Here is a 14,240-nt window from a genome sequence, read left to right as displayed (position 1 = left end):
CGGGCACGCGTCAGTGGTCGAAGGCCCACTCGCGGTCGGTGACGAGCTTGGCGCCCACCAGGCCCACCATGATGGACAGCACCACCAGGATGACCTGGAGGATGCCTGCCGTCGCGGCCGCGAAGTCGCCGCCGTTCAGCGCGACGAGCGCCTGGTGCGCGGAGACGCCGGGGATCATCACCAGCACTGCAGGAACCGACAGCGTGATCACCGGGAACCGGCCGCGCCACGACGCGGCGGCTGCGAGCACGCCCACCAGCAGGCACGCCATCGCCGTCGCGGCCTGGACGGGCACGTCGGCGTCGATGGCCGCCATGCGGATCGTGTTCGCCACCATGCCGATGGCGGCCGCGGTCACGCCGATGCGCCAAGGGCTGTTGAACATGAACGCGAAGCCGGCCACGCCGACGGCGGAGGCGCCGGCCCAGATCACCAGCTGCCACCCGAGCGCGATCTCGGCGTCGACGCGCGGACCGGTCGACAGGCTCGACAGCAGCGATACCGCCCACACGCTCACGCCGGCGGCCATCGTGATCATGGTGCCGAAGGCGATGCGCTGGATGCCTGACTGAAGGTCCATCTTCGCCATGTCGAGCGCCCCGGTAATGAGGGCGAATCCGGGGAGCAGGAACAGCACTGACGAGATGTAGCCGGCGGCATGGGTGTCGAGCGCGGCGCCCGTCGAGTTCAGGATCGCGATGCCCGCCACGTAGACGAGGGCCGCGACCGCGGCGGCCGCCAGCGTGGTACCGAACGGGTTGAATCCACGGTGGTGAAGGGCACGGCGCGTGAGCTGGCCGAGCGCGGCGGCGATGAACACTGCGGCGACCTCCCACGGCATCGCGTGGTTCAGCACCGCGAAGGCGGCGCATGCCACTCCCGCGAAGGAGGCGTTCGCCACGTCCGGGTAGAGACTCCCCCGCTCCTCGATCTCGTCGAGCGCGCGGTGGATCTCGGTCGCCGTCGTCCGCTCCGGAAGGGTCCGTCGCAATCGGTCGAGGTGCGCAAGACGGTCGCTGTTGACGGCGAACGAGCGGTTCTCGGCGACCTCGGTCCGGAAGATGCGTCCGCGGTGCGAGGTCGCCGCAATGTCGGTCAGCGCGACCTGGTTCACATGGGTGTCGACGCCGAGCGACGCGGCGACGGCCCGCATCGCCTGCTTGACGCGGTAGCTCGCGGTCCCCGCCGCCAGCATCATCCGACCAGTGCGGATGATCGCGCCCGACTGCTCGATGAGCGAGACGGGCTCGAGGGACTCCTCGGGGTCGACGGCCGCCCGCACCTGGGTGTCGTCGATCTCGTGCTCGGGCGTGTCCGCGGAGTCTGTCACGACGTCATTGTGTCGCACCTGCTCCGACAAGGGCCAGGACCAAGAGTCCGTGTCGGGGAGCCCCCGCCGTCAGCGGCTGATCGGCCCCGCCGCCAACCGCGCGTCGGCGATAGCCTCCCACTGCCGCGCGCGCCTGCGCGCCTCGAGGACGACGCTGCCGCTCATGATCGCCGTCACCGCCGCGCCGGCGGTCGCTCCGCGCCTGCCCGCCAGTCCGAAGGCGATCGTGGCGACCGAGCTGACGAGTGCCATGCCCGCGACTCCCACGTAGGAACGCGCATAGGCCTTGAGCTCCGCGACGGCGGCGACATCGTCGCACGCGAGGATGGCGTCGGTGTAGCGCCGAGTCAACGGGACGGGTCCCAGAGGCGAGCGGCCCATGTCGGGAAGGGACGCGTCGCGTTCGAGGTACATCGGCACGCCCCACACTGCTGCCGCATCGAGGTGGCCCATCTGTCGTCTCCTTGCGTCGTGGCGAGATTCGGTGGCGTCGCATCGGTGCGCGCGTCTGGGCAAACACGCGAGGGCCGGGGCTTCTTCCCCCGATGCCGGCACGCACCGTGACTCAGTCCTCGATGAGCTCCGCGAAGACCACCACGTTGTCGTCGAAATGGCCAGTGCTGGAGTCGAACTCGCCGCCGCACGTGATGAGGCGAAGCTCCGGGGCGTCAGTGTTCGCGTACACCGCCACGGTGGGGAACTCGTTCTTGGGGTGCTGCTCGAGCCTGGTGACTTCGAACTCCACCTCGTCCCCGTCCTCCTGGTGCACGGTGAAGACGTCGCCCGCCTCGAGCTCGGTGAGGCGGAAGAACACCGAAGGATCGCCGTTCCAGCTGACGTGACCCGCGATCACGGCGGGGCCGACGGCGCCGGGTCGCGGACCTCCTTCGAACCATCCGGCGAGGTCAGTGTCGACGGGCGTCGCGAGGCTGCCGTCGTCGAGGGTCCCCAGCTGCTCGAGTGACGTCTCGACATCGATCTGCGGGATCGACAGCGCGACAGGAAGCGCCTGCGCCGGTCGCTCCGCGACCTCGACCTCCGGTGCGGCCGATGCGGGCGCGGGCACTGCAGGCGCCGTCACCGTCGTCGGTGCTGGCGATGGAGCGCTGGCGGTCGGCTCGGCGGGTGACGCGGCGAGCGGTGGGGGCGCGTCGACCTGAAGCGCATCCACGGCGACGGCTGCGGCTCCGATGGTCAGCAGCCCACATGCCGCCGCGAGGCTGAGCGCGGTGCGTCGTGTCATGGTCTGGTCCCTCCTGAATGCCCGATAGCCGGCCCGAACCCGCCATGCGGCGAGCCCGGGCCAGCGGTCCGTGGGGGCGTGCTGCTACTGCTGCACGCGACGTCGGCTGTACGCGGCGAAGCCAAGCCCCGCGACAGCGGTGGCGGCAGCGGCCGAGCCGAACACGACGGCGGTCGAGGTGTCCGCAGCCGCGTCACCCGTGTCGACGCCACCGATGGGAGCCGCCGACTGTGCGTCGCCGAACTCGCCGCAGGCGGCGGGGATGGTGGCCTCGAGCGGGAGGGAGTCATCGAGCGAGGAACGTGCCTCGCCGTCGTACTCACCTGAGCCGTCGATGTCGAAGCCGTGCTGGACGAGGTGCATGTTCGTCAGCGAGCCGGCGATGTCCTCGGACACCTCGAAGGTGCGGCTGTAGTCGAGGTTGCCGTCGGCATCCGCGACCGGGAAGCGGTCCACCGCGAGTGCGGAGTCGCCGGAGGTGTCGCCCTCGGTCGTCAGCGAGACCATCACGCCACCGTAGAGCGAGGCGGCCTCGACGGTGCTCAGGAGTCCATCGCCGTCCTCGTCGAGCTCGTCGACATCGTCAGGCGTGGGGCACATGAACTCCGTGCCGTCCGTCGCACCGTGCAGGTGCTGGGCGTGCGGGGCGTTGGGCGTGAAGCCCGTGCCTTCGATGTCGACGCGGACCGTGGTGCCGTCGACGGTGACCATCGCGGTCGACTCGGCGCCCGAGCCGTTGAGCTCGTCCAGCGTCGCGTTGTATCCCTCAGCAGCGACGGCGCCCGAGGCACCTGCCGCAATGAACGCGGCCGTTCCCGCCGCTACGAGAGTGGATCGCAGAATCCTCATGTTGCTTCCTTCCGTCGAGGACCGGCAATCTGCCGGACCTTCCCGGAAAGCCCGCTGCCGCGCCCCCATTGACGCGGCTGCAAGGACTCTCCACCCGGGGTTCGCCTGGGGTGGAGAGACGGATTGGTCGGATGGCTACATGTCGATGCGTGCGGCGTCGAGGGACTCGGCGCCCGCGACGATGAAGTCGCGACGGGGTGCCACTTCGTTGCCCATGAGCAGTTCGAAGACGCGCTCGGCGCTCTCCGCATGTTCTGCGGTGATGCGGCGGAGCATCCGGTGCTCGGGATCCATGGTGGTCTCCGCGAGCTGATCGGCGTCCATCTCGCCCAGGCCCTTGTAGCGCTGGATCTCGTCCTTGTAGCGACGGCCGGAGCGCTTGAGGTCGCGCAGGGTCTCGTTGAGTTCCTTCTCGGAGTACGTGTAGATGTACTCCTTCTCCCGCCTGGGCGACCCCATCACTTCGACGCGGTGCAACGGCGGGACGGCCGCGTAGACGCGTCCGGCGTCGACGAGGGGGCGCATGTAGCGGAAGAACAGCGTGAGCAGCAGGGTTCGGATGTGAGCGCCGTCGACATCGGCGTCCGTCATCAGGATGATCTTGCCGTACCGCGCCTGCTCGAGGTCGAAGCTGCGTCCCGAGCCCGCGCCCAAAACCTGGATGATCGACGCGCACTCGGCATTGTGGAGCATGTCCGTCACGGACGCCTTCTGCACGTTGAGGATCTTCCCTCGGATCGGCAGCAGTGCCTGGAAGTCGGACTGTCGTGCGAGCTTCGCGGTGCCGAGCGCCGAGTCTCCCTCGACGATGAACAGTTCCGACTGCTCGATGTCGTTGGACCGGCAGTCTGCCAGCTTCGCGGGCAGGGACGAGGTCTCGAGCGCATTCTTGCGCCGGGAGATCTCCTTCTGCTTGCGTGCGGCGATGCGTGCGCGCATCTCGGCCACGATCTTCTCGAGCACGGTGTTCGCCTGCGCCTTCGTGTCCCGCTTGGGCGAGGACAGGATGGCCATCAGCTCCTGCTCCACGACCTTGGAGACGATGCCACGCACGGGCCCCGTACCCAGGACCTCCTTGGTCTGCCCTTCGAACTGCGGCTCGGGGATCCGCACGGTGACGATGGCGGTCAGTCCCGCCATGATGTCGTCCTTCTCCACCCGCTCGGCGCCGTCCTTGCCCGTGAGCTTGAGGCGCCGTGCGTTGGTCTCGATGACCTTGCGCATCACCTTCGTGAGCCCGGCCTCGAACCCCGCGTGGTGCGTGCCGCCCTTGGGTGTGGCGATGATGTTGACGAAGGATCGCACCTCGGTCTCGTAACCGTTGCCCCACCTCAGCGCGACATCGACGAGGCAGTCACGCTCGATGTCCTCCGACACCAGGGTGCCGTCGTTCTTGAGCACGGGCACGGTCTCGCGGAACGTTCCGGAGCCCTTGAGCTCCCACGTGTCGGTGACCGCGACATCGTGCCCGATGAAGTCCACGAAGTCCTTGGGCCCGCCGTCGAACTTGAAGCTCTCCTCGGTGGGCTCGAGCGGGTTGCGCTCGTCCCGCACCGTGAGCGTGAGGCCCGGCACGAGGAAGGCGGTCTGACGCGCGCGGTCGATGAGGTCCTCGAACGTGAACTGCGCGCTCTTGTTGAAGATCTGGCGATCCGCCCAGTAGCGGATGCGCGTGCCGGTGCGTCCCTTGGGGACCTTGCCGATGGTGTCGAGCTTCGAACCAGTGACGAACGGCGCGAAGTCGGAGTCCGGACTGGGACCTGCGGCCGGATCGTTCCACTGCCCCGGCTCCCCGCGCCTGAACGCCATGTGGTGCGTGGCGCCACCCCGGTCGACCCACACGTCGAGGCGCTCGCTGAGCGCGTTCACCACGGACGCGCCGACGCCGTGGAGGCCACCGGAGGCGGCGTAGGAGCCGCCGCCGAACTTGCCGCCCGCGTGGAGCTTGGTCATGACGACCTCGACGCCGGTCAGTCCCGTCTTCGGCTCGATGTCGATCGGGATGCCGCGACCGAAGTCGCGGACCTCCACCGAGTTGTCAGGGTGCAGGATGATCTCGATCGAGTCGCCGTGCCCGCCGAGAGCCTCGTCGACAGAGTTGTCGATCACCTCCCACAGGCAGTGCATGAGCCCACGGGAGTCGGTCGTGCCGATGTACATTCCCGGGCGCTTGCGCACCGCCTCAAGGCCCTCGAGGACGGACAGGTGTCGTGCGGAGTAGTCTGATGCAGCCACGGACCCAAGGATAGGCGGACCCGACGACCAGCCGATGCGGGCGCGCCGCACGGCCGAGCGCGGCCGGCGGCGGGTGTCGCCCACGACAGTCCGTCGCGGAATCCACCGCCCCCACGCCCCGTTGTCCTCGGCGAAGGAGGTCTCCATGACGACTGTGCATCACGGCCATGCCGCGCGTTCCGACCGTGTGCGCCAAGTCACGGTCCTGCTCGGTGCCGCGCTTGCGATCGCCGGCGCCGCCTGGGGCGCGGGCGCCTTCGGAGGCACGCCGATCGCCGAGGCGTCGGGAGGCGCTGTCGCTGCGGACGCGACCCTGCTCGCCCCCGCATCGTCTGCCTTCGGCATCTGGAGCGTGATCTATGCCGGACTCGCAGTATTCGCCGTCTATCAGGTGCTGCCCGGCCGCGCCGCGGACCCGCGCCTGCGTGCCGTCGCGTGGCCGGTCCTGCTGTCCATGGTGCTCAACGCCGCGTGGATCGGGGCTGTCCAGGCCGGGTGGCTCTGGGCCTCAGTCGGCGTCATCGCCGTGCTCGTCGCGGTCCTTGCCCGCGTGGCAGTGATCCTGGTGCGGATCGCCCCATCCTCGTGGAAGGACCGCATCACCACCGATGTACCGGTGGGTCTCTACCTCGGTTGGGTCTCGGTGGCCACCGCCGCGAACATCGCGGCCGCCGGGCGGGACTCGCTGGGGGCGGCTCCTGCCGATGGCGCGGTGTTCGCCGTTCTCGTGCTGGTCGCCGTCGCAGTGATCGCGGTGGCGTTCGCGGTGAGAATGCGTCGCAGGCCCGCACTCGTCGTCGCCACGGGCATTGCGATGGCCTGGGGACTGGCGTGGATCGCTGCCGCACGTGGAGAGGGAGACCCTCAGAGCCTGATCGTCATGTGGGCCGCCGGCCTCGCCGCGGTCGCGGCATTCTGCGCGCCCTTCGCCGTGTTCGACTTCGCCCGGGACCGTGCACCCCGACCACCCGCACCAGGGCGGCCGACGCGCTAGTCCGTGGGACGGTTGCGCACCGTCGTCATGGCGATGTTGTCATCCTTGACGAAGAATCCCAGGTCGTCGTAGATCCCGCGACCCATGGGGCTGGCGTGGAGCTCGACCACCTCGATGCCCCTCTTGTCCGTCTCATGAAGCAGCGCCTCCATGACCAGCCGCGCGTAGCCCTTGCGCTGGTGCTGAGGCGCCGTCGAGACCCACTGGACGTATCCCATGTGATGGGCGAGCGCGCCTGGCCTCGGCAGGCGGGGCGCAATGTTGACGAGACCGCAGCAGGCGAGACCGCCTTCTGGCGCATCGATCACCATGCCGATGAGGTCGCGGCCCAGCCGGTCGCGGACGACGCGGGTCGCGTCGACGGCCCACATCGGGGTCGGCTTGGCGCCCACCGCCTTATACATGAGCGCGCCGAGATGCACGATCTCGGCCGCATCGGCCGATGTCGCGAGCCTGACGGCGCTCACGTCAGCGCCAGACGACTGCGATGACGAGGTTCACGAGCGTGAGGACTCCCACGGCCTGCCATGCCCAGCCTGCGCGATCGCCGCGCTTAGCACCGACCTCTGCGATGCCTGCGACGGCCAGTGCGACCACCAGCTTGAAGGCGAGCTTCACATGATCGGGCTCGTTGTCTCCGGCGAACGCGACGGCCGCGAGCGCGAGACCCGTCACGATCTGTGCGCGCGCTCCCCACAGCATCACGGTGGTGACGCGCTTGGCCTGGTGACGCCACTGCTCCAGGAACGGGCCCAGGATCGCCGCCAATCCGATGAAGTGCAGGATCAACAGGGCGTAACGCAGCGCGTTCATGGTTTCCAATCTCTCGTGATGACGCCCCGATGCTATCGCGCCGCCTCGAGCCGGTGGTCAGAAACGCCCACGTAGCATGAGCGCGTGACTTCACCCCTGGCACACCGCCGCTCCCCCGCGATCGGCGCCGGCGCCGTGCTCACAGGCGCCTTCCTGTTCGGATTCAACGGGTCGATGGCGAAAGTCGTCATGCAGGCGGGCATCACTCCCGAGCAGCTCACCTTCTTCCGGGTGCTCGGGACGGCTGTCATCGCGGCCGGTGTGCTTCTCGCCACCGACCGTTCCCAGTTCCGGCTCCCCCGCCGCGACATCGCCTGGTTCGCCGCGCTGGGGATCGGCGGCCTCGCGATCGTGCAATGGCTGTACTCCGTCGCGATCTCGCTTCTGCCCGTCGGCGTCGCGCTGCTCTTCGAGTACACGGCGGTGGTGCTGATCGCTCTGTTCGCATGGGCCGTCTTCAAGGAACGCGTCCATCCACGCCTGTGGGGCGCGATCGTCGCTGTGCTCGTCGGCCTCGCGATCGTGGCGCAGGTCTGGAACTCGCCGCTGTCTGGACTGGGTGTGGTGGCCGCGCTCGGCGCAGCCGTCGCGTATGCCTTCTACTTCCTTGCCGGAGAACGCTCTGTCGCTGGCCGGCCCGCGATGGCGGTCGCGTTCTGGGCGGGCACCTTCGCCACAGCGTTCTGGCTGCTGCTGTCGCGCTGGTGGGCCATCCCTGCCGGATCTCTCGGTGATCCGGTGTCGTTCGGCGGCAGCCTCGACCACATCGCGGCACCGATGTGGGTGCCATTGCTGCTCATCGTGGTCCTGGGCGGGTTCGCGCCCTTCACGCTCATCTTCATCTCGTTGCGGCACATCAGCGCCACCGCATCAGGGATCCTCGCCTCGTCCGAGGTGCTGTTCGCCTTCGCGGTCGCATGGGCGTGGCTGGGCGAGTCGCTCAGTCCGGGTCAGCTCATCGGCGCAGCCATCGTGCTCGTGGGAATCGTCGTGGCGCAGACGGCTCGCCAACGCAAGCAGGACGAGCCGGTACCAGAAGCGTTCGGTGCCGGCGTCCCGCCCGAGGCGCCCTAGCCGGAGACGACGACGGGCGCCGCCCTCGGAAGAGGTCGGCGCCCGTCGTACGCGACGTCAGGTTCAGTCGAGGTAGTCCCGCAGCACCTGCGAGCGCGACGGGTGACGCAGCTTCGACATCGTCTTCGATTCGATCTGCCGGATGCGCTCACGCGTGACGCCGAACACGCGCCCGATCTCGTCGAGAGTCTTCGGCTGGCCGTCCGTGAGCCCGAACCGCATGCCCACGACTCCGGCCTCACGCTCGCTGAGCGTGTCCATGACCTTGGTGAGCTCCTCCTGCAGCAGGGTGAAGCCCACTGCGTCGGCGGGCACGACGGCCTCGGAGTCCTCGATCAGGTCGCCGAACTCGCTGTCGCCGTCCTCGCCGAGCGGGGTGTGCAGCGAGATCGGCTCGCGCCCGTACTTCTGCACCTCGACGACCTTCTCGGGCGTCATGTCGAGCTCGCGGGCGAGCTCCTCGGGGGTGGGCTCGCGGCCCAGGTCCTGGAGCATCTGGCGCTGCACTCGCGCCAGCTTGTTGATGACCTCGACCATGTGCACCGGGATGCGGATGGTGCGCGCCTGGTCCGCCATGGCACGGGTGATCGCCTGACGAATCCACCAGGTGGCGTAGGTCGAGAACTTGTAGCCCTTGGTGTAGTCGAACTTCTCGACGGCACGAATCAGGCCGAGGTTGCCCTCCTGGATGAGGTCGAGGAACAGCATGCCGCGCCCGGTGTAGCGCTTCGCAAGCGACACGACCAGACGCAGGTTCGCCTCGAGCAGGTGGTTCTTGGCGTGGCGCCCGTCGTTCGAGATCCACTGGAGCTCACGGCGCATCGCGGCCGAGATCTTCTCGCCGGCGGCGAGCTTCTCCTCGGCGAACAGTCCGGCCTCGATGCGCTTGGCGAGGTCCACCTCCTGCTCAGCGTTCAGCAGCGCGACCTTGCCGATCTGCTTCAGGTAGTCCTTCACGGGGTCCGCCGTGGCTCCGGCGGTCATCACCTGCTGCACGGGGGCGTCGTCCTCGGCGTGGCCGAGCACGAAACCGGCCTTCTCGTCGTCCTCGTCGGCCTCGTCTGCGTCCGCGCCCTTGGCGTCCTTCTCCGTGGCCTCGTCGGGATCAGCGTCCTTGGCGGCCTCGTCCTTCGCCGCGGCCGAGGCGCGGCGGGAGCGCGCGGGGGCCGCCTTGGTCGCGCGAGCCTTCGTCGTGGCGGCCTTCGCGGGCGCCTTCTTGGCTGCGGACGTGCCCGCGCTATCGGTGGTCTCGTCCGCCTCGGGTGCGGACTCGGCTGCCGTCGAGGACGACGCCTTCTTCACTGCGGGGGTCTTACGGGCGCTGGAAGCGGCTGCGGTAGTCGTGGCCTTCTCCTTCATATCGGCCGCCGTGAGGCGGACGCGGGCGAGGTGGTGCTGCCCTGTCGGGTGCGGACGCGCGATGCGCCAGCCGTACGTCGTGGGTTCTGCGCGGTCGTCACCGAGCCGCCGAAGCGTTCGGCTGAGGTGGTGGGCACTGCAAACCTCTCAGATGGGAATCGGGAGCTAGGAGGCTCCTTCCGCCTCGCGCAAATCCATTAAAGTATAACGTCGATGTCAAGGCATCCGTTCCCGCCGCTCGCACTCACGCGCGCGACCCCGGACCGGGGGCATGGGTCCACGCGGGGGCGACTCTCGCATCGGTCACATCATGCACGAGCCGAGCGAGCGAGTAGTCCGGATCGCGTCGCAGGGCCGCCAGAGCCGAGTGCTGAGCGCCGGCCATGTCCCCTGACCACCACAGCACCACCGCCACGAGCGCGAGCACTGGGGCATGCTCGCGGCGCCGCGCATGAGCCAGCAGACGCCGACACCACCGGACGGATGCCGTCACTGCCGCGGGGTCGGGTGGTTCCCGGCCCGGATCGCGCATCGCCCCATCCAGCACGCCGGCGACAGCGGGAGACTCGCGCCCGAACAAAGTGTCCGCGATCGCATCATCAGAGCCGCCAAGCCACTGCACGATGAGCGCATCCCGCACGCGGACGTCCTGCAGCCCCGCGATGGCGCGGCCGATCTCCGGCGCTGTCGCGTTCAGTGGAAACGACTCAGCGCACCGCTGCCAGGAGTCGCAGCGCCACACGTCCAGCCCGTCCGCCCTCCTGCCCCACCAGCGGTCAGCGGCTCGCGCCGCGCTGCGTCGACGTGACGACGTCGCACGATCGTCCTCATCCTCCGTCAAGGAATGCGCGAGAGCACTCGCGGACACCGGGGCGACAGCGCCGCGCGTGCGCCACGGAACGGGGCGGCCTCCGACCGGGCAGCACACCGGGTCCGCGCATCCGGGGCTGAGGTACCGGTCGCCGTCGCAGGCCCAGACATCGACTCGCTCGACCGCCGCCTCGACCGCGGGGCGCAACGCGTCCACAGCGGGACACGCGAGCGACACGTCGTCGGTGGTGAACGTCACCAAGAACGCTCGCCGGGCCGATGCGGCGCGCAGACGGGCGGCGATGGCCCGCCCCAGCGAGGCCGCCATCTCCGCCACGCGGGCATCGTTGCGGTCGACCCGCAACGCGGCGACCACCTCGCCGGCGCCGTCCAGTCCCACGGCCACGACCGACTCGCGCGGTGTGAAGCCCACGAGGGTGGGGATGGCGGCGATCAGCTCGCCCGGTCCTGTCAGGTGTCGTGTCTGCATGCGTGCATCGTGGAGGCGATGCACGGCGCCTCGCACCACCAGGGGTGTCGAACTGTGGAGGCCGATTGCACGCGCGGCGATGGGGACGCGAGCGCCTAGGCTGAACGGGTGAATGACGAGATCGCCCGCTGGAAGTCGGAGACCGACCACGCCATCTCCGCCGCTCTCGACGAGCAGGGCAGCGCAGGCGCGGTGCTCGGCCCGCTTGCCGACGAGCTGCTGTCCCCCCTGCGTGACGTGTCGACAGGCGGCAAGCGTGTCCGAGCCCTCCTGCTGCTGGCCGCCCACGCGTCCTTCGGCGGCGCTCACGCGCCAGCGGCCACGGGTGTCGCCGCGGCGCTGGAGCTCTTCCAGACCGCCGCGCTCGTCCACGACGACGTGCTGGACGGTTCGGATACGAGGCGCGGCAGGCCAGCGACGCACCGACGGGTGCAGGCCCTCCACCAGGAGCGGGGCTGGCACGGCGACGCGGCCGCCTTCGGCGAGGCGGGAGCCGTGCTCGCGGGGGACCTCGCGCTCATGTGCTGCCAGCGTGCGCTGCGTGAAGCGCTCACCACCCTCCCGGCCGCAACCGCGCACACCGTATCCGGACTCTTCTCCGACATGGCGGACATCGTGACGCTCGGCCAGTACGCCGATATGCGCGCGGCGGCGGCTCCGCTCGCGGCGCTCGGCGACCAGGAGACAGAGATTCGGGACGTGATGCGAGCCAAGACCGCCTCCTACACGGCGGAGTTCCCCCTCGCGCTCGGGGCCGCTCTTGCAGGCGCCGACTCGGGGACCATCGCGGCCATGCGCGAGGCTGGCCTGTCGCTGGGCCACGCCTTCCAGCTCAGGGACGACCTGCTCGGACTCACCGGCTCCCCCGCACAGACGGGCAAGCCCGCAGGGGACGACGTGAGAGAAGGCAAGCGCACGCTCGTGATGTGGCGGGCATGGGGCGGCACCGACGACGAGGGACGCGCGGTGATTGCCGCGACGCTGGGCGACCGTGCCGCCTCCGATCATGACGTGGCACGCGTCCTCGACGTCGTCAGCCGCACCGACGCGGTGCGCTGGTCGGAGGCGGAGATCGCTGCGGCGGCGGCCCATGCACGAGCGACGATCGTCGCTCAGCGCCCCACGTCCCGGGGCGGCGCGGCTTTGGAGTCGCTCATCACCATGGCGGTCGACCGCACCGCCTGAGCGCTAGAGCTGCGCCTGAGCCGCTCTGCGGACAGGAGCACGACGGCCTTCGCGCATCGCTGCGAGAGGCGTCGTCCCCAGCTCCTCTGATGGCTCCAGCAGCCAGCGAAGGATCTCTTCGTCGGAGAAGCCTCCGTCGGCGAGGACCGTGATGGTGCCCCTCAGCGTCGGCAGGACCCGCGGGCCCTCGTCCGCGGACTCGTCGATGAACCCCTCCGGCAGCTGCCACGCCTGCGACTCGCCTCGCCTCTCAGCCACGAGGGCGCGCTCGCGCAGCAGTTCACGCACGCGAGCGGCAGTGATGCCGAGCCTGTCGGCGAAGTCGGGCACGGGAAGCCAGCGATCAGTGTCAGTCACGACCCCAGGCTACAAAGATTCGGAACCCTTGCGAATCCACGGACGTCGGGGTTACAGTCACAGGAGTCACATCTGTCACATCAGCCTCATGCGCATCATATAGGAGAACACCGTGGCCTCGACGTCCCCCTCTGTCCGTGCCGCACGGACCGCAGCGCTCGCAGCCGCGACCGCCCTCGCCGCCACGGCATTCGCGGCCATGCCTGCCGCCGCCGACGAACGCCACCGCGTGTCGGACGGCGAGACCGTCAGCGCGCTCGCCGTGCGTTATGACTCCAGCGTGCGGTCGATCATCGATGCGAACGGCCTGAACTCCCGCGCCGTGATCATCGTGGGCCAGACGCTCACGATCCCCACGGACTCCGCCACGAAGGCGACCAAGGCTGCAGGAAGCCACACAGTGGCCGCCGGCGACACCGTCTGGGACCTGGCACGGCGGTACGGCACCACGGTCTCTGCGATCATCGCCGCGAACGGCCTGGACTCCCGCGCCATCATCCGCGACGGACAGCGACTCACGATTCCCGGTGGCGGAGCCGCGACTCCCGTCTCGTCGACCACGACGAAGGCGTCGACGGCAGGCGCTCTGCGCCACACCGTCAAGGGAGGCGACACGGTCTGGGACCTCGCCCGGCGCTATGGCACGTCCGTGTCGTCGATCGTGCGCGCCAACAATCTCGACTCGCGCGCGATCATTCGCGCCGGGCAGAAGCTCACGATCCCCGGCGCCACCGCTGTCGGCGACGCCCCCGCATCGGCCGCCTCTGCGAGCGTGGCGACGGACAAGAATCTCTCCGAGTTCGGCGGCACCACGCAGCAGTACACGGTCGCCTCTGGCGACACCCTGGCGCGCATCGCGAGTCGATTCGGCGTGTCCGTGAGCTCGATCGTGTCAGCCAACGCCATCAAGAACCCCTCGGTGATTCGTGTCGGTCAGCGCCTCACGGTGCCCGGCGGCGCCCCGACGGGACTCGTGGGCGACACCTTCCTCGGTCGGACCTACTCCGCGGGGGTCGTCGGCGCCGCCAATCAGAACAAGGCGACGCTCAATGCCATGGACGTCCCGTCACGCGCTCAGATGCAGCAGATGATCATCGCGACCGCGAAGCAGATGGGTGTCGACCCCGCGCTGGCGCAGGCCGTCGCCTACCAGGAGTCGGGCTTCAACATGCGAGCGGTCTCCCCCGCCAACGCCGTGGGCGCCATGCAGGTGATCCCGTCGACGGGCGAATGGGCGTCGGACCTGGTGGGCCGCGACCTCAACCTGCTCGACCCTCAGGACAACGTCACCGCAGGCGTCGCCGTGCTGCGGCACCTGCAGCGCGACGGGCGCGCCCTCGAGACCGCCATCGCCGGGTACTACCAAGGCGAGACCGGTGTGCGGAAGTACGGGATGTACGCCGACACCAAGCGCTATGTGGCCAGCGTGCTCGCGCTGATGGGCCGCTTCTCCTGACCCGCGGCGCACCGTCGACGCACCACCGTCAGCGCCGCTCGACCC

Annotated in this window: 13 protein-coding genes and 1 pseudogene; 4 read left to right on the top strand and 10 right to left on the bottom strand. The window is 69.5% G+C overall.

Features of this window, described 5'->3' with window-relative positions; genetic code table 11:
• Window positions 1–10: 10 nt before the first annotated feature.
• The 5 genes from QQX02_RS11675 to QQX02_RS11655 form a co-directional block, all read right to left on the bottom strand.
• On the bottom strand, window positions 11–1,330 hold the full coding sequence (locus QQX02_RS11675; protein WP_301143275.1) for a threonine/serine exporter family protein: 1,320 nt from the start codon (window positions 1,328–1,330) through the stop codon (window positions 11–13).
• Between the two features lie 69 nt (window positions 1,331–1,399).
• On the bottom strand, window positions 1,400–1,783 hold the full coding sequence (locus tag QQX02_RS11670) for a hypothetical protein (protein WP_301143273.1): 384 nt from the start codon (window positions 1,781–1,783) through the stop codon (window positions 1,400–1,402).
• Between the two features lie 112 nt (window positions 1,784–1,895).
• Entirely contained in the window at window positions 1,896–2,573 is a 678-nt protein-coding gene (locus QQX02_RS11665; RefSeq protein WP_301143271.1) for a class F sortase, read from the bottom strand.
• Window positions 2,574–2,657: 84 nt separating this feature from the next.
• Window positions 2,658–3,422 (bottom strand): hypothetical protein, encoded by a 765-nt coding sequence (locus QQX02_RS11660; protein WP_301143269.1) that lies wholly within the window; start codon window positions 3,420–3,422, stop codon window positions 2,658–2,660.
• A gap of 135 nt (window positions 3,423–3,557) precedes the next feature.
• Window positions 3,558–5,657, bottom strand: a complete 2,100-nt coding sequence (locus tag QQX02_RS11655; RefSeq protein WP_301143267.1) for a DNA gyrase/topoisomerase IV subunit B — start codon at window positions 5,655–5,657, stop codon at window positions 3,558–3,560.
• Window positions 5,658–5,802: 145 nt separating this feature from the next.
• On the opposite strand from QQX02_RS11655, the gene QQX02_RS11650 reads away from it, so the two are divergent.
• A complete protein-coding gene (locus tag QQX02_RS11650; protein ID WP_301143265.1) occupies window positions 5,803–6,651 on the top strand; it encodes a TspO-related membrane protein in 849 nt (282 codons plus the stop codon).
• Here the strand turns inward: QQX02_RS11650 and QQX02_RS11645 are convergent.
• Window positions 6,648–7,118 (bottom strand): GNAT family N-acetyltransferase, encoded by a 471-nt coding sequence (locus QQX02_RS11645; protein ID WP_301143264.1) that lies wholly within the window; start codon window positions 7,116–7,118, stop codon window positions 6,648–6,650. The genes QQX02_RS11650 and QQX02_RS11645 overlap by 4 nt on opposite strands.
• Before the next feature lies 1 nt (window position 7,119).
• A complete protein-coding gene (locus tag QQX02_RS11640) occupies window positions 7,120–7,464 on the bottom strand; it encodes a hypothetical protein (RefSeq protein WP_301143263.1) in 345 nt (114 codons plus the stop codon).
• A gap of 84 nt (window positions 7,465–7,548) precedes the next feature.
• On the opposite strand from QQX02_RS11640, the gene QQX02_RS11635 reads away from it, so the two are divergent.
• Window positions 7,549–8,538: a DMT family transporter gene (locus tag QQX02_RS11635; protein ID WP_301143260.1), complete on the top strand. Its 990-nt coding sequence runs from the start codon at window positions 7,549–7,551 to the stop codon at window positions 8,536–8,538.
• Between the two features lie 63 nt (window positions 8,539–8,601).
• On the opposite strand, the pseudogene QQX02_RS11630 reads toward QQX02_RS11635, so the two are convergent.
• A pseudogene (locus QQX02_RS11630) lies at window positions 8,602–9,906 on the bottom strand (RNA polymerase sigma factor); the annotation flags it as partial.
• A gap of 235 nt (window positions 9,907–10,141) precedes the next feature.
• On the bottom strand, window positions 10,142–11,197 hold the full coding sequence (locus QQX02_RS11625) for a DUF4192 family protein (protein WP_301143257.1): 1,056 nt from the start codon (window positions 11,195–11,197) through the stop codon (window positions 10,142–10,144).
• Window positions 11,198–11,305: 108 nt separating this feature from the next.
• Here QQX02_RS11625 and QQX02_RS11620 point away from each other — a divergent pair, with 108 nt between their 5' ends.
• Window positions 11,306–12,382, top strand: a complete 1,077-nt coding sequence (locus tag QQX02_RS11620) for a polyprenyl synthetase family protein (RefSeq protein ID WP_301143255.1) — start codon at window positions 11,306–11,308, stop codon at window positions 12,380–12,382.
• A 3-nt stretch (window positions 12,383–12,385) separates the two neighbouring features.
• On the opposite strand, the gene QQX02_RS11615 is transcribed toward QQX02_RS11620, so the two are convergent.
• Window positions 12,386–12,739, bottom strand: a complete 354-nt coding sequence (locus QQX02_RS11615) for an Rv2175c family DNA-binding protein (protein WP_301143253.1) — start codon at window positions 12,737–12,739, stop codon at window positions 12,386–12,388.
• Window positions 12,740–12,851: 112 nt separating this feature from the next.
• On the opposite strand from QQX02_RS11615, the gene QQX02_RS11610 reads away from it, so the two are divergent.
• Window positions 12,852–14,195 carry a LysM peptidoglycan-binding domain-containing protein gene (locus QQX02_RS11610; protein WP_301143251.1) on the top strand — a complete coding sequence of 448 codons (1,344 nt, stop codon included), beginning with the start codon at window positions 12,852–12,854 and terminating at the stop codon, window positions 14,193–14,195.
• Window positions 14,196–14,240: the final 45 nt, after the last annotated feature.

It is taken from the genome of Demequina muriae, assembly GCF_030418295.1.
GTDB classification, from domain to species: domain Bacteria; phylum Actinomycetota; class Actinomycetes; order Actinomycetales; family Demequinaceae; genus Demequina; species Demequina muriae.
The sequence above is the reverse complement of the archived record's forward strand: the minus strand, read 5'-3'. Positions and strand labels throughout refer to the sequence as shown.